The following is a 15,864-nucleotide window of genomic DNA, read 5'->3' on the forward strand; positions in this document are numbered from 1 at the left end:
AGTCTAGACTAACCCGAAGTCAATATACTAATTGATAAATTTTATCATTTATACTATTTTTATATTTTTTCAAACTTTAACACGTTAATACAAAAAGGAGAGATGAACTACTTAAGTAGTTCATCTCTCCTTTTTATAAGTATATCTTTTTATTAATCATTTTTATATGTAGGTGTATAGTATTATAGCCCTATAATCGTATGCTTGCATAATGGACACGCTTCAAGCCTATCACTCGATTCAATTGAAAATCCACAATGACCGCATACCCATAAGTTAGACTCAACTTCTTTTTTCTTTTCTTCTCCACTTTGAATACGTTGCATGATTTTTATATTTTCTCTTTCATGATTACGTTCAATACGCTTAACCTCTGTAAATAATTTTGCTATTTCATGAAAACCTTCTTCTCTTGCTTGATCTGCAAATCTTACATACATATCTGTCCATTCTTCATGCTCACCTTGTGCCGCTATTTTCATGTTTTCCATTGTATCTAAAGCTTCTCCATATAGCAATTTGAACCATAGCCTAGCATGTTCTTTTTCATTTTTTGCTAAACGCTCGAAAAATTCAGCAGCCTCATCAATACCTTCTTCTCTTGCACGTTCTGCAAAAAAGGTATAGCGATTTCTAGCCATTGATTCTCCTGCTAATGCAGCCTTTAAATTTTTTTCTGTTTGTGTACCTTTTAAATTCATAATACTTTCCTCCTATTTTATATTAACTAATATTTATTATCACTAGTCTAACACCATATAAAAGTCTAGTCAATTTTATTCAAAACAATCTATTTAGTATATAAATCATTATTTTTTAGCAATATATGCTGAAAATAGTACACTTGACGCACTATACAATGTATGCTATTCTGACGTTGTAAGACATTCCCCTGTCTTACCTACTTTTAACTAGAGGCTTATTCACATCTTACATATACTAATTACTTCCCTAATGCGTAGAGTACTCCCCAAACAAATACTCTATAGCTTTCAAATATAAACATAGATGTGTATAAGCCTAAAAAAGCAGATTAGTCCCTCACTAATCTGCTTTTTTAATACCTTTTTGGTGCATATTAAAAGGATAGAGTCGTTGAATCTCCATCCTTTTATTTTTCTTTATTCCCCTAATACTGTACGTAATCGATATAATATACGTAAAAAAGTCTTATCTTTGATTGGTGTTTCCCAAAGTGTTGAAGCAAAATTTCTTTGACATACATAGAAACTTATAAGTACACGTAGTGTTTCATAATCAGCTTCAAAGATTAATTTTTCGTATTCCCCCGTTGGGTCTACTTCTTGTAAAATCTTTAAATAATCTTTGTTCAATATACCACATTGATACACTTCGTCAACAAAAGATGTAATTTCATCATCTTGTTGTCTGTAACCTAAACTAATTACAGTTGAATCTTCAAAATACGGAATAAATTTAAATAGCACTTTACAGTTGTTCATAAATTAGTCCCCCTGATGGTTTTAAGATTTTTTAGCATGTTTACTAAAATTACACCTTTATAAATCAAAATATAAAATAATAATATAGATTATATCAGATAATTTTATAATTTTCATTATAAAATTATAATATTTTTTCATCACTGTTTATGGTATTATTATCTAATTTTTTAATACTTTTAAGAATTTTATTTTCGTACAATTTGTACAATATTTATTCACTTATTTCTACAACATAGTATACTTGTGCTATTTCTCCACCTATATTTGTTACTGTAAAGGTATATTCATATACACCAACCTCTAATGTGTAGGGCTGCAAATATAATGTATTCCCTATTCCAACTTCTTTTCCCTTATAGTCTCTCCAAACCATTTCTTCCTTATCTAAATGACCTTCTTGTATGTCATACACTTCCACACTTATCTCAACAGGATCAGATCGTTTAAATTTATAGGTATCTTCTGGAACCGTTAATATCTCTGGTGCTTTATAAGCTACTTGAAAATGGGCGCTATACCCTATGCTCTCTCCCATACCATCTGATACCTTTACTGTTATATAAGAATACCAACTTCCAGGCATAGTATCTAAGTCTATTGTTAAACTTTCTTTAGTTGTATCTTCTATTAACAAGCGATGTTCGTATTCACTATCATACCAAACAGTATAATGAAGTGTATCTTGATCTAAGTCTTTTCCTCTCCAACTTATCATCTGTTCTCCTGATAATGTTTGCCCTGGTTCTATACTCCAAACGTCTACAGTAGGCTCATTTTCTGAGACTTCTCTTTCATAGAATACTTTATCTCTATCTAGTAGCCTCACTTTATGAGTTACAGGCGGGTATATTATATCTACTTCTACTTTTCCATTCTTTACATCAAAATCTCTCTTTTGTAAACATACTCCCGACTTATCTAATATCTGTACTTGATAATTTCCGTTTTTTTGTGCCTCTAGCTCATTTAAAGCCTCTTGTTTGCTCCACCAGCATTCAGTGATAAACTCATTATTCTTATTTAAGTTACCTCTTATTTGTAAAACATTATAAGTTGGTTCTATCTTTCTTCCTTCTTCTATACCCGTAGCCCATTTCAATATCTGTGACAATGTATTCAAAGTATGACAATTAGGACATTCTAAGTAGACATTGTCTTCATTTGCTAACTCTTTTTGTTTACACTTACTACATCTATAATCTTCTTCAGTCTCTTCTATATTAAACTTTGTATAGTTATCTTCCTTACTACAATAAGCTAGCCATTTATAATCTTGTAAATCAACTTCTCTATAGCAGCCTTCACAAGTCACCGCTAATTCTCCTATGGAACTTTCTAATATTTCATCTTCAGTAAACACATGGTAAAGTTGCTCCCATACTGCTGAAGTAATCCAGTAATCTTTTAGATCACTACTTCCTGTCCCCATAAAGCTTGTAACAACTTCATTGAGATATGACATTTCTAAATTTTTATAGCTTAAATCTATAGGCCTTTGTCCTTGTTCAATAACTGTTCCTGTTGCTAGACTCCCTCTATCATTTCCACTAGTTATAAAACTTTTATAACTTGTAACACATATCTCTTCATCATGCCAATCATACCCATTCATTTCATAGGGTGGTGGATTGACTTCCATATTAAAGCTGCCCTCCCAGTACTCATCACCTATTTCAAAGCAATGTGCCATTTCATGTGCCACAATCATTTCTATTTCTGGATTTTCCTCCATGGCAATGACTGCTGGTGCTCCCATTGTATAACCCTTATACTGTTGTTCTGGCCCTTGAGGGCTCCTTACAAAACCGATAATAACATCATATTCTTTTTCTTTTGTTTGAAGTTTATTTAATATATTCCATACATGATATAGCCCACTATCTGTGTATAGATCATAGCGTTTGTCTGAAAGATCTAATTCTTCTCTTATCTCATAAATTAAATCCTCTTCTCCTAGTGGATATACTTTCTTGGTAAAGTTCAAAGCCTCCTGCCATGTACCTTCTAACACCCTAATTTCATCCCCAAATCGCCCTTTTATGGGTACTAATAATACCTTAAGCTTATTAGCCTCCTTAAAAAGAGTTTGCCTTATTGCAAAACTATCTCCAACGTGCACTTCAAAAGTATAATATCCTGCCTGCCACTTCCCCACTTCTTCCAATGTTTCTGGCATGAATTTTAATGTACTTTGTAAACCTTCTCCTTTAGGCGTTAGCCTTGTAATCTCTTCACCATCTCGTGCAATAATCATATATTGACTTTTTCCTGTTGGATCTATCTCTACTTCTTGTAGAAGTGGTACAAAGAACGCAGTTATTTTTCCTGCTACAAAAGAATCCATTAGATAAGCTCTGCCATTTTTTATACTTCTACCATAGCTTAGCCCTTGATTTATCTCTATATTATAAATAAGTCCATCAGCACTTACTTCATAATAGTGTTGTTTACCTTCTACCACCTGCTGCAAATTCTTCTTAACCTCTTTAAGAGTTTTATAATCTGCTTCATAACCACTTATATCTACTTCTTCTGCCTCTTCCTCTTCAACTTGTAAATCAGCTACTGCCTCATCATTAAAATGTGTTATTACATAACCCATTCCACCTATGTATGTGAATAATTCAGCAACTACCAATACACTGGCTAATATAATAGCTATAATCCATCTCGCTACTCGTTTGTCCATATTGATTCCCTCCTATCTCACTACACTCACACCCTCTTATCTTTTTTATTTATAATTTACATTTCCTCTTTTTATAATTTATGCTTTGCTTCTAAAGAATAGCCTTATAAGACCTCATAAAACCACAAAAGGATGCTACAAAAAAAGTAGCAGCCTTTTGTTTATTTTATAAAATTAAATCTGTTCCTGTATGAATATACCCTATTTGTTCTCGCATTACTTGTCTTAGAATCTCATATCCTGTCTCACCTGTACAGTGACAAGTATAATACTGGTATCCTGTCTCCTTAAGTACTTTGCCTACTGCTTCTATTTGCTCGGTTGGCATGCCTTTAAAACTTGTAGGATTAATAAAGTGAAATCCTCCTATCACATCATCTAATGCATCTTGAATTTGCTTTTCTGCTTCTCCAATAATATTAATGATTCCACGGTGTGCACAACCTGCCACAAGTATATGTTGCTCTCCTAAGGATAAAATGAGATTTTGCTCATGAGTAAATGTATCTTGTGTATAACCTTTCTTAGCCTTAGACAGAAGTTTCTTATTACCTTCAGGTAAGTATCTACTCAACTTTGGGTCTGTAAATAAGAATAGCTCTTCATCTATACGTGTATTACCTTTTAATAACTTAACTTGGGGATGATATTTAAGACGTACATCTAGACCAATATTTTTCTTAAATCCAAGTATATTTAAGAAATAAGGCTCAAAAGCACTTTCTTGTATATAAACTTTAGCTTGTTTATTCACTTCAAACAATGCCTCTAGTCCTCCCCCATGATCATTATGTCCATGTGAAATAATAACTGTATCTACTGCTTCAATTTTAATATTTAGTGCCTTAGCATTTTCTATAAAAGTTGCATCTGGCCCTACATCAAATAAAATATGATGGTTAGGTGTCTCTATATATAAGCATAAACCATGCTTACTCTCAAAACTTTCATCCAACGTTGTATTCTCTAACAATCCTACAACTCTCATCTCTTTCCCCCCTATTCATCAAATATAAATAGTGCTTCAATCGGTGTCTCAACAACCCTTGAAATATCTATGGCTAATTTCAAAGAAGGATTATACTTACCTGCTTCTAATCGCATAATGGTTTCTCTTCTTACGCCTACTTGATCTGCCAATTGCTCTTGAGTTAGCTCTTTGATTAGACGGTATTTCTTGAGCTCACAGCGAAACTCATTCATTGCTATTCTCCTTCTTATCCCAATAGTATAATAGTCCATAGGATAAATTTAATATTACTGCCCAATCCAAAGCTATTATTGTAATCAAAAAAGTATAAGCTGCTTTATACCCATATGGCTCTATCCAATTAATACATCCAATTAAAGCTAAGAATATAATCATAATACCTATACGATAGGCTATACGTTCTGCTCGACGTTCATTTTCAATAAAACGTTCATCTCTTAATGTATTAGACATCTTTCCTTCAAAATAAAAGGCAAAGAAGCCAAAAAATACTAAAAATGCTAAGCTTCCACTCCAACCTATAAAAGAATATATGATAGGTCCCATAAATCCGAGAAATCCTAACCATCCAAAATGTTTAGATATTGTACGTGTTTTTGCAATACTCCCTGTCTCATTTAAGCCAAATTTAACTTGTAAGCCTTCTTTCAAATTCTCTATGAATCTCATATCCACCTCCAAAAGTGATATATTTGTCTCTTTATGTGACAATTATATCACCTTGATAGAATATTACAATAATTTTCTAGACTTTTATTTTAATTTATTTATTCAATAAGCATTTGGAGTTGACAATTATAAGCCTCTGTATTAAAGAAATCACTGAATAATTCTATTTCTAGTAAACGCTTAACTTGTATATCATTTTTAATAACATATTCAAATAATTTCTTAGTCTGTTCTGCCTCATTGTCTTTACTATAAGTTAAAGTTAGATATTTACCTCCAGGTATACATTTAATTTTTTCTGTAACCTTTACATTCTTTTGATCCTCTAATTCATTAAATACATACTTTGGTACAGCTTCTCCCTGCTCATTCATCTCATATAATATACCTCTTTCCATAGCAACCTCTATTTGTAATTCTTGAACTACCTTTTCTAATTCTGAGTAATAAAGGAGTTCTTTTAGACTTCCTACTTCTTTACAAGGTGCTACAACCACATAACGGGGTTCCATTTTTTGAATGCAAATCTCATCTTGTTTAAGTAGTCCTCTCGAATAGCGTACTGTTTCATTAAGTTCATCAATATATCCAATGATTTCATTCATCTTATCAATGGTCGTTTCTGCTTCTTGCTTTTTAACCTGTAAAAAGTCAAGAAGTTTATCTGTATTACAGTCTTTAAAAATCTCTTGTAGCTCAGCTATACTTGTTCCTAAAGCTCTCCCCCCTTTAATCACATCTATATAAATCAATTGATCAATTGAATAATAACGATAGCCTGTTTGTTCATCTATAAAGCGAGGCTCTAATATTCCCATTTTATGATAATAACGTAACGCCTTTATGGTAATGTCCTTTAATTTTGCAACTTCTCCTATTGAAAATAAATTTTGCATCTGAATTCCTTTCCTTATTGACTCTCCCTTTAGGGGATACTTTATGCTCATTATACACAATATTAACAAATTCTATATGAATTTTGAAAGGATGATTAAAATGGCAAACATAATCTATAGAGAATTAAGACCAACTGATTATGAACGTATCAAATCCCTCATTAATGAAGCTTTTGGCTTTGATGACTTTATAAAAGATAAGAAATTCTTAAACCAAGTTTTAAATATCTACTTACAAGATTGTATTATGGCAAGTACCTTTAGTAAGGTTGCTGTAAAAGACCATCAAGTTATTGGACTTATTTTGGGGCAAGCAAAAAGAGAGAAAAAACGTCTTATAAAATCTCATAACATTTTCTCTCTCTTATCTAGTATAGGAAAACTTCTTCTGACTAATAAAACAAATCGTCAGGCACTCAAACAGTTTGCCCATATTCAAACAGTCTATAAAGAACTTATAAAAGGCAAAGAAGATACCTTTGGTGGATGTATTCAACTTTTCATTGTAGCCAAAGAATCTAGAGGCCTTGGTATTGGTAAAACACTAATTGCCTATCTTCTTGGCTATATGAAACAAAAGCAAGTTTCTTCTCTTTATCTCTATACCGATACAAGATGTAATTATGGTTTTTATGATAGTCATAAATTCGTACGTCTTGCGCAAAAGAATATAACCTTCAAAGGTTTCAAGGATATTTTAGGTGTTTATCTCTATGGGTATACATTACACTAGTTCATCAGCTGGGTAATGTATACCCATCTGTTTTCTTGCTTCCTCCATAATCTCTACAACAATACGTGATTCTTCTAACCATTTATCTTGTTGCTGAATATTATTTGTTCTAATCATATCTACAAAATCCTGTATTTCATCATAAAGATTATCTATAGTATCTTGCTGACTCAAACCTACTTTTTCACCTTTTCTTGGGTACAAACTCACCTTTTGACACTGGCTAATCTTTTCAATACAAATAGTTCCCTCTTCTCCTTGAATTTCAGAAGGTAAATTAGAATTACTTATTTTAGAATATTGAATAGTTGCACTCATCGTTGGATAAGTAAAATTAATATTTCCTTCTCCATCTACGCCTGATTCTAATTTAAAACCAGTAGCTTGAATATATTCTGGTTTTCCAAAGAGCCGCACCATAGGTGCAATGCAGTATACACCAATATCCACTAATGCGCCATTAGATAACTCTGGTCTAAAGGCATTTAATACATCTCCACTTCTATAAGCATCATAGCGAGATGAATACTGGCAAAAGCTTGCAACATATTTACGAACAGTACCTATCTTTTTTAAATTCTCTTCTATAATTTTAAAATTAGGTACATGAACATTTTTTATGGCTTCCATCAAAAATACTTGATTTTTCTTAGCTGCTTGTATCATTGCATCTACTTCTTTTACATTAGATGCAAATGCTTTTTCACATATTACATGTTTACCATGATCCATCAACAAAATAGCTTGCTTAGCATGTAACGCATTAGGTGATGCAATATATACTGCATCAATTAAAGGACTTTGTGCCATTTCTTCTAAGTCTGTAAAAACATGTGGAATCTGATACATAGTGGCAAAATCAGTTCCTCTATCTACTGTCCTTGAGTACACAGCAACAAGCTCTGTGCCTTCTACCTTTTTTAATCCTTCAATAAAGCGATCCGTAATAATATTAGTACCAACAATTGCAAAACGTATTTTCTTCATAAGTACCTCCTCAAACTTTTTATTCTTTCTTCTATTATACCTAACTTTTTATCTTTCGTCTGTGACAAGTCTAGGTAATTTCTAGACCTAAGTATTAGAAATATATTTTTTGCAAATATTATTAGTGTTTGATTCTATAAATCTATATTAAGGAGCCTAACTATGACTAAATTAACTGATGAACTCAAAAAAGATATTCAAGGTATGAAAGCTCACCACGAACAAAAGAAAGAAGAACATCATGAACATCATGAAGAAAAAGTTTTAGAACATGAACTTAAACATCAAATGCACAAAGAAGAACTTCATAAAGATCTTGAAGGCATGAAAGTAATTCACGAAGAACATAAGCTTGAAAGAGAAGAAAAACATGAAGCCAAAGAACTAGCTAAGGATTTAAAACATCAAATGAAACATGAAAAATAAAAAATAATAGTTTTATTTCCATCAAATTGTATGTTAGAATTAAAAAAATAGCAAAAACCTGGGGAGCTCGTATGCGGGCTGAGAGGAAGTCATCAACTTCGACCCTTTAACCTGATTTGGATAATGCCAACGTAGGGAATACAAGGTGAGTATAGAATATACAACGCGCAACTTGTCTACGGGGAGGTTGCGCTATTTTTATTTCCAAAAATTCTAATAACTCAGGAGGTAAAAATGTTATACACAACTCAAATGGATGCTGCAAGACGTGGCATAATCACAAAACAAATGGAGCATGTTGCTACATACGAACAAATGGATGTAGAAATCCTTCGCGACCTTGTTGCTCGTGGACAAGTCGCTATCCCAGCTAACAAAAATCATCATGCACTCACACCTTATGGAATCGGAAATAAGCTTAAAACCAAAATTAATGTTAACCTTGGTACTTCTCGTGATTGCCTAGACTTAAATGTAGAGATGGAAAAAGTCATGACGGCTGTTCACCTCGGTGCTGAGTCTATTATGGATTTAAGCTCTTATGGTGACACTGCTACTTTTAGAAAAAAACTTACTGCAGAATGTCCTGCTATTATTGGAACTGTTCCTATCTACGATGCTGTTGTCTACTACAATAAACCACTTAAAAACATTACCTCTGATGAGTGGATGAATATTGTGCGTATGCATGCCGAAGATGGTGTTGACTTTATGACTATTCACTGCGGTATTAACCGTGCAACTGCTCATAGTTTTAAACAAACTCATCGTCATACAAATATTGTTTCTCGTGGCGGTTCTATGATTTTTGCTTGGATGGAACTTACAGGATGTGAAAATCCTTTTTATGAAAGATACGATGAACTTCTAGAGATCTGTGCTGAATACGATGTTACCTTAAGCCTTGGTGATGCTTGTAGACCTGGTAGTATTCATGATGCTGGAGATATTTCTCAAATCAAAGAACTCGTAACTCTCGGTGAACTTACTGAACGTGCATGGGCAAAAAATGTTCAAGTCATCATTGAAGGGCCTGGGCATATGCCACTTAATCAAATCCAAGCTAATATGGAGATTCAACAAACCATTTGTAAAGGTGCACCTTTTTATGTATTAGGTCCTCTTGTTACAGATGTTGCACCTGGTTATGATCACATTACTGCTGCTATTGGTGGTGCCATTGCCGCAACCCATGGTGCTTCTTTCTTATGCTATGTAACCCCTGCCGAACACTTACGTCTCCCAACCTTAGAAGATGTACGTGAAGGTATTATTGCCTCTAAGATTGCTGCTCATGCTGCTGACGTTGCAAAAGGTATTCCTGGTGCTACTAACTGGGATTATGAAATGAGTGAAGCGCGTCGTAACTTAGACTGGGAAAAACAATTTGACCTTGCCATTGATCCAGAAAAAGCCCGCCGTTATCGAGAAGAAAGTACACCTGAAAAAGAAGATACTTGCACAATGTGTGGCAAAATGTGCGCTATGCGTAATATTAATAAAATTCTCCGCGGTGAAGACGTAGATATCATGGAATAATAGAATAAAAGATATGTCTAAAATTTATTTGTAAAAAAGGATAACAATAAAATGAAAACTAAAAAACTAACTCTTGCAGGATTATTAATTGCCCTTGGTGTAATCTGTGCCACATTTTCTATCCCCATTGGTGCTGCAAAATGTTTCCCTGTTCAACATATGGTTAATGTTATTGCAGGTGTATTGCTCGGGCCTGTCTATAGCGTTGCAGTAGCCTTCTGTATTTCTCTAATTCGTGTACTATCAGGAACAGGTACCCTTCTAGCCTTCCCTGGTAGTATGTTAGGTGCCTTTTTATGTGGTATGCTCTTTAAAATGTATCCAAAACTATCTGTCGCCTACATTGGTGAAATCTTTGGAACAGGTGTTTTAGGTGCACTTGTTGCTTTTCCTGTGGCTACACTTATTATGGGAAAAGAAGCTGCCATGTTTGCTTATATTATGCCTTTCATGATTAGCTCTATGGTAGGTGCTACCATTTCTATTATGATACTAAAAGTTTTGACGAGAACAAAAGTTTGGCAGGAGTGGTTTGTATGTTTACATCACTCCTAGAAAATGTGGTACAAACTCGTCCCCTTGTACATTGTATCACTAATTATGTTTCCGCTAATGACTGCGCTAATCTACTCCTTGCTTTAGGTGCATCTCCTATTATGGCTGATGCACCTTCTGAAGTAGAAGAAATTACAAGCCATGCTAAAGCCCTTGTTCTCAATATGGGGACTTTAAGCGAAACCAAGCTTACAAGTATGCTCCTGGCAGGGCAAAAAGCCAATCAATTAGGTATACCTGTTATTTTAGATCCTGTTGGTGTAGGCGCCTCTCATTTTAGGAAACAAGCTGCTCATCAACTTTTGAGTACAATCCACTTCAGTGTTATCCGTGGAAATGCTTCTGAAATAGAAACACTCCTTACAGACAAATCTATCTCTATAGGGATTGATGTTGCTTCACCCAAAACTGTAACGCCTTATACCATACAAGGCATTTTGCAACTCGCTACTGCTTTAAGCCACAAAACACGCTCTATTATTGCAGTAAGTGGAAAAACAGATTTAGTTACAAATGGCTATATGACTTATGCAGTGTTTAATGGCCATTCTGATCTTACCCGTATTACAGGAACGGGATGTATGCTTACTAGTCTTATAGGAGCCTACTGTGGTGCTAATCCTTCTCAACTTTTAGAGGCTACTGTAGCTGCTGTAGGTACCGTAGGGATTTCTAGTGAATTTGCTCATCAAAAATGTGAACTGTTACAAGGTGGCACAGGTACATTTCGTACTCTACTCTTAGATGCAGTAAGCTTAATTACACCAATCCAACTTCAAGGAGGTTTACACTATGAAATTTACACCTAAATGTCTCACACTCTACGCCGTTACAGATCGTAGTTGGCTAAATGGTCAAACACTTCTTTCACAAGTAGAACAAGCCCTAAAGGGTGGCGTAACTATGGTGCAACTTCGTGAGAAAACTTTATCCCAAGATGCATTTTTAGCTGAGGCACGTCTTATGCGTAAACTCACTCGTAAATATAATGTCCCACTCATTATTAATGATAATATTGAAGTCGCCTTACTAAGTGAGGCTGACGGCGTACATATTGGTCAAAAAGATTGTAGCATCCAAGAAGCTCGTAAGTATCTTGGCATAGATAAAATTATAGGTGTAACAGCCAAAACACCCAAGCAAGCTCGCCTTGCTACCGAAGCTGGTGCTACTTACCTTGGCTCTGGTGCTGTCTTCGGAAGTGGTACTAAGTTAGATGCTACGCCTTTAAGCTACAAGGCATTACAAGAAATTTGTCATTCAACTTCTTTACCTGTTGTAGCTATCGGTGGCATCACAGATGAAAATATTCTAAAACTTAAAGGTAGTGATATTGCAGGTGCTGCCGTTGTTTCTGGCCTTTTTAAACAACCAGATATTTATCAATCTGCAAGACATCTTAAAGAACTTATAGAAAAGGAGATTGTCCGATGAAAACAGTACTGACAATTGCAGGCTCTGATTGTAGTGGTGGTGCAGGTATACAGGCAGATTTAAAAACGATGACTGCTCATAAAGTTTATGGTATGAGTGCGATTACAGCACTTACTGCTCAAAACACTCAAGGTGTAAGTGGCATTATGTCTGTATCTCCTGAGTTTCTAACTGAACAACTTAAACGTATCTTCGAAGATATTCCTCCTGTTGCAGTCAAAATTGGAATGATTGGTGATGCTTGCCTTACATATGCTATTGTAGATATTTTAAAAAAATATAAACCTGCCTATATCGTAGTAGACCCTGTTATGGTTGCTACAAGTGGTGCAACTCTAAGTTCAAATGAAACAAGAGATGCTATGCTACATCATCTACTTCCCCTTGCAACCCTTATTACACCTAACTTATATGAACTTGCTAATCTTACTGAAACAACTACTATTAGAGATAAAGAAACCATGCTGGAAATTGCACGTACTTTAGCTCATCAAACAGGTACACATGTTCTTGCAAAAGGAGGTCACCTCACAGAAACTGCAAGTGACCTCCTCTATCTAGCAGATGATACTTTTACATGGTTCGATGGCAAACGCTATCAATCTACTAATACACACGGTACAGGATGTACCCTTTCCTCCGCTATTGCTTCTAACTTAGCACTTGGCTATAGCCTTTCAGATAGTGTTAAGTTAGGCAAAGAATATGTAGCTGGTGCTATTGCAGATGGACTTAGCTTAGGACATGGTAATGGACCTTTAAACCACTGCTATCGACTGTAAGTAATGAAGACAAATAAATATTGGTTAAGTGTGAGGGGGGTGCTTATATTTAGTCTACTTACATGAGTTGGCTAGGTAGATTCTCCTTCACTTTGTGGACTGCACCGGCGGAGAGATTACTAAACTGCATGTAGCTTATATTCTAAGTCCATCCTCGAAAAAAGCTACATGGATGTCACCCACGCATCACCGCCCTTTTCTACTCAGAGAAGTAAGTTTTCACTTCCAGTGACACAACGCGTGGAACAAAAAAGAGGAAACATATCTTCATTAGAGAGAATACTTCCAAGTGCTTGATAATACTCCTTCGTAGTTTACTCTTTATCTCAACTTAGGAATAATTAGGCACTTTCATATGAAGGATGTTTAGAAAATAGATCATGTAGTTTAGCAACCGCTTTACCGGAAGCGTCTATGATGTGATGGGCTGTAAGGTAAGTTATTGTATGGAAACTTTTCCGCAGGCTTTTTAGAGAGGTTTAGCGAATGGAATCAAACTGGTTTTAGAAAAATGTTTGAAGAAAAGTGAACTTCTTTTCTGAGTTTTGACCGTTAGTTTGATGGAATGAACTTAGCCTGTCTTAAAAGTCGAGGACTAGAAGTTGGAATACAATAAGCTTGCCTACATGCTTCACACTTAACCAAATATTTATTCTATTCATTATAAAAGGGCACTTCTATAGAAGCGCCCTTTTATTTAAATTTATTTCACACCTAAAATGCAATAAGGTGACATTTCATATCTTACAAAGTAGCCTTGTGGATGATCACATACTGGACATTTTACTGGTGCTGTAAATCCTTTATGAATATGTCCACAGTTAAGGCACATCCATTCAACTTCTTGATCTTCTTTAAAGAGTTTGCCTTGTTCCATCCAATCTGCAAATTTTAAGAATCTGCTTCCATGAATATTTTCTATAGCTGCAATCTGAGTAAAAGATGCTGCTACTTTTGGAAATCCTTCTTCTGTTGCAATACGTGCAAACTCTGGATACACATTACTGTGTTCTTCTTGTTCATTATGTGCAGATGCACGTAAGATTTCGATCATACTTGCTGTTGGGTCAACTGGATAAGCCCCATCAATTGTAATATTTTCTCCAGCAAAATCTTTTAAATGATCCATAAATACCTTTGCATGGGCAAGTTCTTGGTCTGCTGTATACTCAAAGAGTGCCTTAACAACATGTAATTGTGCTTTGTGTGCTTGTAGTGCTGCAAAAATATAACGATTACGTGCTTGTGATTCTCCTGCAAAAGCACGCATTAAATTGATTTTAGTGGTACTTTGTTGTAATTCCATCATAGACCTCCATAAACACTTTTTTAATAGTATTTTCTTTTACCTATGATTTTATCCTATTATTTTGATATTGCTTTTAAATTTGCTTTTGCCATAAACCATGTTGGCTACAGTAAGTATATAAAGTACCTCTTCCTTTTTTAAAGAACCTTACCTCTGGATTTTGTTCAGGATAAAGTTTCATAAGAAGTACTTTATCATAAGTTACATAGGCTACAAAAGAAAGGTAATGCTCTTTTGTCATCTCATGTTTAAAAGTTACATATAAGTCATCTTCTATCATTTCTATTTCTGGTGTATGTGCCTCATCACTTTCTTTTGCTGCTTGTAAAGGTTCTAATCTTTGCCCACAGCAATTAATAAGTACTTCGTTCGTACTTGTTATGACATTGCCACAAGTCGGACATGCATAAAATTTTATACGTTTCATATTGCCTCCCATATTGGTGTTTTCTATTATTTCTCCAGATAGTATCTCTGTTACATTCACCTCAAGAATACTGGCTAAATCTTTAATATATGCAATATCAGGACATCCTTGTCCACGTTCCCATTTAGAAATGGTTTTATCACTTACATTAAGCTTATTTGCCAGTTCCAACTGAGTCATTTGCTTTTCTTTTCTACGTTTCATTATTAGTTGTCCTGTTTTGATACTATCCATCTCAATCACCTCTCTCACATTGTATGATGTTTATCATCTCTTCGCAATCTACGCTTCGTAGAGTATGTTTTATCCAGCAATAGTTTTCTTTCGGGCTCATCTCATCATGAAGTTGCTAGCTAGATACATATTATAAACTTTAAATTCTCATAATAAAAATCCTAGGACCTAAATTTAAAACCTTATGTCCTAGGATTTTTATTATCTTTGATGTTTACTTAAATTAATAGCTTATTCTTACTCTTGTATTTCTACATTAGTTAATACAACATGTGTACTATGTTCTTTACTTTCTTTAATGGTTTTTTGAACTTCTGTAAATTCACTAATTAATCTTTCTAGGTCTACTTTATCTACATTATAATTTAAGAAAAGGCTTTCCATATCTCTAGAAACACCATTCATGATTCTTACAAGTTCTACGAAATTCATAAAATTTGTACTACGTTGTGCATTCTTAAACTTCTCTATATCACGTCTAATAAATTCTACAACTTGTTCCTCATCAGAGAAAAGTCCCTCTGGTATTGGATAAGGTTTTATACGTTGTAAGAAGTACTTATCTTTTGCATTCACGTTATAAGCATAAGAAACCTCTAAATGATTATCTAACTCAAACTTTACAAAATATAAAACACCACTTACTTTTTCAATTTTAGTTGCCCCCAGTAATCTTAAGCGTGTCTCTATCATATTACCATTAGCCGCTGTTACATTCATATTTAAT

General features: G+C 34.4%; 18 protein-coding genes and 1 riboswitch. Of the genes, 7 read left to right on the forward strand and 11 right to left on the reverse strand.

Going from position 1 to position 15,864, the window contains the following annotated elements:
* Positions 1-182: 182 nt before the first annotated feature.
* The 7 genes from BN2390_RS18210 to BN2390_RS18240 form a co-directional block, all read right to left on the reverse strand.
* On the reverse strand, positions 183-701 hold the full coding sequence (locus tag BN2390_RS18210; protein WP_053985735.1) for a rubrerythrin family protein: 519 nt from the start codon (positions 699-701) through the stop codon (positions 183-185).
* 420 nt (positions 702-1,121) lie between these two features.
* A complete protein-coding gene (locus tag BN2390_RS18215; RefSeq protein ID WP_053985736.1) occupies positions 1,122-1,463 on the reverse strand; it encodes a DUF6508 domain-containing protein in 342 nt (113 codons plus the stop codon).
* Positions 1,464-1,677: 214 nt separating this feature from the next.
* Positions 1,678-4,155 (reverse strand): hypothetical protein, encoded by a 2,478-nt coding sequence (locus BN2390_RS18220; protein WP_053985737.1) that lies wholly within the window; start codon positions 4,153-4,155, stop codon positions 1,678-1,680.
* Between the two features lie 166 nt (positions 4,156-4,321).
* Positions 4,322-5,143 carry an MBL fold metallo-hydrolase gene (locus BN2390_RS18225; RefSeq protein ID WP_053985738.1) on the reverse strand — a complete coding sequence of 274 codons (822 nt, stop codon included), beginning with the start codon at positions 5,141-5,143 and terminating at the stop codon, positions 4,322-4,324.
* A gap of 11 nt (positions 5,144-5,154) precedes the next feature.
* Positions 5,155-5,358, reverse strand: a complete 204-nt coding sequence (locus BN2390_RS18230; RefSeq protein ID WP_053985739.1) for a helix-turn-helix transcriptional regulator — start codon at positions 5,356-5,358, stop codon at positions 5,155-5,157.
* On the reverse strand, positions 5,351-5,815 hold the full coding sequence (locus tag BN2390_RS18235) for a DUF3796 domain-containing protein (protein WP_053985740.1): 465 nt from the start codon (positions 5,813-5,815) through the stop codon (positions 5,351-5,353). The genes BN2390_RS18230 and BN2390_RS18235 overlap by 8 nt, the downstream gene beginning before the upstream one ends.
* Before the next feature lie 98 nt (positions 5,816-5,913).
* Positions 5,914-6,711: a MerR family transcriptional regulator gene (locus BN2390_RS18240; RefSeq protein WP_053985741.1), complete on the reverse strand. Its 798-nt coding sequence runs from the start codon at positions 6,709-6,711 to the stop codon at positions 5,914-5,916.
* 100 nt (positions 6,712-6,811) lie between these two features.
* Between BN2390_RS18240 and BN2390_RS18245 the strand changes: the two genes are divergently transcribed.
* Positions 6,812-7,444, forward strand: coding sequence for a GNAT family N-acetyltransferase (locus BN2390_RS18245; protein ID WP_053986364.1), 633 nt, complete (start codon positions 6,812-6,814; stop codon positions 7,442-7,444).
* On the opposite strand, the gene BN2390_RS18250 is transcribed toward BN2390_RS18245, so the two are convergent.
* The gene (locus BN2390_RS18250; RefSeq protein ID WP_053985742.1) at positions 7,436-8,431 is read right to left on the reverse strand and encodes a Gfo/Idh/MocA family protein; all 996 of its coding nucleotides are present in this window, start codon (positions 8,429-8,431) and stop codon (positions 7,436-7,438) included. The genes BN2390_RS18245 and BN2390_RS18250 overlap by 9 nt on opposite strands.
* 162 nt (positions 8,432-8,593) lie before the next feature.
* Here BN2390_RS18250 and BN2390_RS18255 point away from each other — a divergent pair, with 162 nt between their 5' ends.
* The 6 genes from BN2390_RS18255 to thiD all read left to right on the forward strand — a co-directional run bounded on the left by BN2390_RS18255 (position 8,594) and on the right by thiD (position 13,167).
* Positions 8,594-8,857, forward strand: coding sequence for a hypothetical protein (locus BN2390_RS18255; protein WP_053985743.1), 264 nt, complete (start codon positions 8,594-8,596; stop codon positions 8,855-8,857).
* A 49-nt stretch (positions 8,858-8,906) separates the two neighbouring features.
* Positions 8,907-9,012, forward strand: a riboswitch (TPP riboswitch).
* A gap of 79 nt (positions 9,013-9,091) precedes the next feature.
* Positions 9,092-10,396 (forward strand): phosphomethylpyrimidine synthase ThiC, encoded by a 1,305-nt coding sequence (gene thiC, locus BN2390_RS18260; protein WP_053985744.1) that lies wholly within the window; start codon positions 9,092-9,094, stop codon positions 10,394-10,396.
* A 51-nt stretch (positions 10,397-10,447) separates the two neighbouring features.
* Positions 10,448-10,951 carry an energy coupling factor transporter S component ThiW gene (thiW, locus tag BN2390_RS18265; protein ID WP_053985745.1) on the forward strand — a complete coding sequence of 168 codons (504 nt, stop codon included), beginning with the start codon at positions 10,448-10,450 and terminating at the stop codon, positions 10,949-10,951.
* The gene (gene thiM / locus BN2390_RS18270) at positions 10,933-11,760 is read left to right on the forward strand and encodes a hydroxyethylthiazole kinase (RefSeq protein ID WP_053985746.1); all 828 of its coding nucleotides are present in this window, start codon (positions 10,933-10,935) and stop codon (positions 11,758-11,760) included. The genes thiW and thiM overlap by 19 nt, the downstream gene beginning before the upstream one ends.
* The gene (thiE, locus tag BN2390_RS18275; RefSeq protein WP_053985747.1) at positions 11,744-12,385 is read left to right on the forward strand and encodes a thiamine phosphate synthase; all 642 of its coding nucleotides are present in this window, start codon (positions 11,744-11,746) and stop codon (positions 12,383-12,385) included. Before thiM ends, thiE begins: the two co-directional genes overlap by 17 nt.
* A complete protein-coding gene (thiD, locus tag BN2390_RS18280; RefSeq protein WP_053985748.1) occupies positions 12,382-13,167 on the forward strand; it encodes a bifunctional hydroxymethylpyrimidine kinase/phosphomethylpyrimidine kinase in 786 nt (261 codons plus the stop codon). The genes thiE and thiD overlap by 4 nt, the downstream gene beginning before the upstream one ends.
* A 703-nt stretch (positions 13,168-13,870) precedes the next feature.
* On the opposite strand, the gene rbr is transcribed toward thiD, so the two are convergent.
* The 3 genes from rbr to BN2390_RS18295 form a co-directional block, all read right to left on the reverse strand.
* Positions 13,871-14,473, reverse strand: coding sequence for a rubrerythrin (gene rbr, locus BN2390_RS18285; protein WP_330373817.1), 603 nt, complete (start codon positions 14,471-14,473; stop codon positions 13,871-13,873).
* A 76-nt stretch (positions 14,474-14,549) separates the two neighbouring features.
* Positions 14,550-15,137, reverse strand: coding sequence for a helix-turn-helix domain-containing protein (locus BN2390_RS18290; protein ID WP_053985750.1), 588 nt, complete (start codon positions 15,135-15,137; stop codon positions 14,550-14,552).
* Positions 15,138-15,374: 237 nt separating this feature from the next.
* The gene (locus BN2390_RS18295) at positions 15,375-15,857 is read right to left on the reverse strand and encodes a hypothetical protein (RefSeq protein WP_053985751.1); all 483 of its coding nucleotides are present in this window, start codon (positions 15,855-15,857) and stop codon (positions 15,375-15,377) included.
* Positions 15,858-15,864 lie beyond the last annotated feature (7 nt).

Source organism: Niameybacter massiliensis, assembly GCF_001282685.1.
GTDB lineage: Bacteria > Bacillota > Clostridia > Lachnospirales > Cellulosilyticaceae > Holtiella > Holtiella tumoricola.

Excerpts from the sequence above, each read along its gene's own strand:
- BN2390_RS18210 (WP_053985735.1), bottom strand. The coding sequence starts at position 701 with ATGAATTTAAAAGGTACACAAACAGAAAAAAATTTAAAGGCTGCATTA.
- BN2390_RS18215 (WP_053985736.1), bottom strand. The coding sequence starts at position 1,463 with ATGAACAACTGTAAAGTGCTATTTAAATTTATTCCGTATTTTGAAGAT.
- BN2390_RS18220 (WP_053985737.1), bottom strand. The coding sequence starts at position 4,155 with ATGGACAAACGAGTAGCGAGATGGATTATAGCTATTATATTAGCCAGT.
- BN2390_RS18225 (WP_053985738.1), bottom strand. The coding sequence starts at position 5,143 with ATGAGAGTTGTAGGATTGTTAGAGAATACAACGTTGGATGAAAGTTTT.
- BN2390_RS18230 (WP_053985739.1), bottom strand. The coding sequence starts at position 5,358 with ATGAATGAGTTTCGCTGTGAGCTCAAGAAATACCGTCTAATCAAAGAG.
- BN2390_RS18235 (WP_053985740.1), bottom strand. The coding sequence starts at position 5,815 with ATGAGATTCATAGAGAATTTGAAAGAAGGCTTACAAGTTAAATTTGGC.
- BN2390_RS18240 (WP_053985741.1), bottom strand. The coding sequence starts at position 6,711 with ATGCAAAATTTATTTTCAATAGGAGAAGTTGCAAAATTAAAGGACATT.
- BN2390_RS18245 (WP_053986364.1), top strand. The coding sequence starts at position 6,812 with ATGGCAAACATAATCTATAGAGAATTAAGACCAACTGATTATGAACGT.
- BN2390_RS18250 (WP_053985742.1), bottom strand. The coding sequence starts at position 8,431 with ATGAAGAAAATACGTTTTGCAATTGTTGGTACTAATATTATTACGGAT.
- BN2390_RS18255 (WP_053985743.1), top strand. The coding sequence starts at position 8,594 with ATGACTAAATTAACTGATGAACTCAAAAAAGATATTCAAGGTATGAAA.
- thiC (WP_053985744.1), top strand. The coding sequence starts at position 9,092 with ATGTTATACACAACTCAAATGGATGCTGCAAGACGTGGCATAATCACA.
- thiW (WP_053985745.1), top strand. The coding sequence starts at position 10,448 with ATGAAAACTAAAAAACTAACTCTTGCAGGATTATTAATTGCCCTTGGT.
- thiM (WP_053985746.1), top strand. The coding sequence starts at position 10,933 with ATGTTTACATCACTCCTAGAAAATGTGGTACAAACTCGTCCCCTTGTA.
- thiE (WP_053985747.1), top strand. The coding sequence starts at position 11,744 with ATGAAATTTACACCTAAATGTCTCACACTCTACGCCGTTACAGATCGT.
- thiD (WP_053985748.1), top strand. The coding sequence starts at position 12,382 with ATGAAAACAGTACTGACAATTGCAGGCTCTGATTGTAGTGGTGGTGCA.
- rbr (WP_330373817.1), bottom strand. The coding sequence starts at position 14,473 with ATGGAATTACAACAAAGTACCACTAAAATCAATTTAATGCGTGCTTTT.
- BN2390_RS18290 (WP_053985750.1), bottom strand. The coding sequence starts at position 15,137 with ATGGATAGTATCAAAACAGGACAACTAATAATGAAACGTAGAAAAGAA.
- BN2390_RS18295 (WP_053985751.1), bottom strand. The coding sequence starts at position 15,857 with ATGAATGTAACAGCGGCTAATGGTAATATGATAGAGACACGCTTAAGA.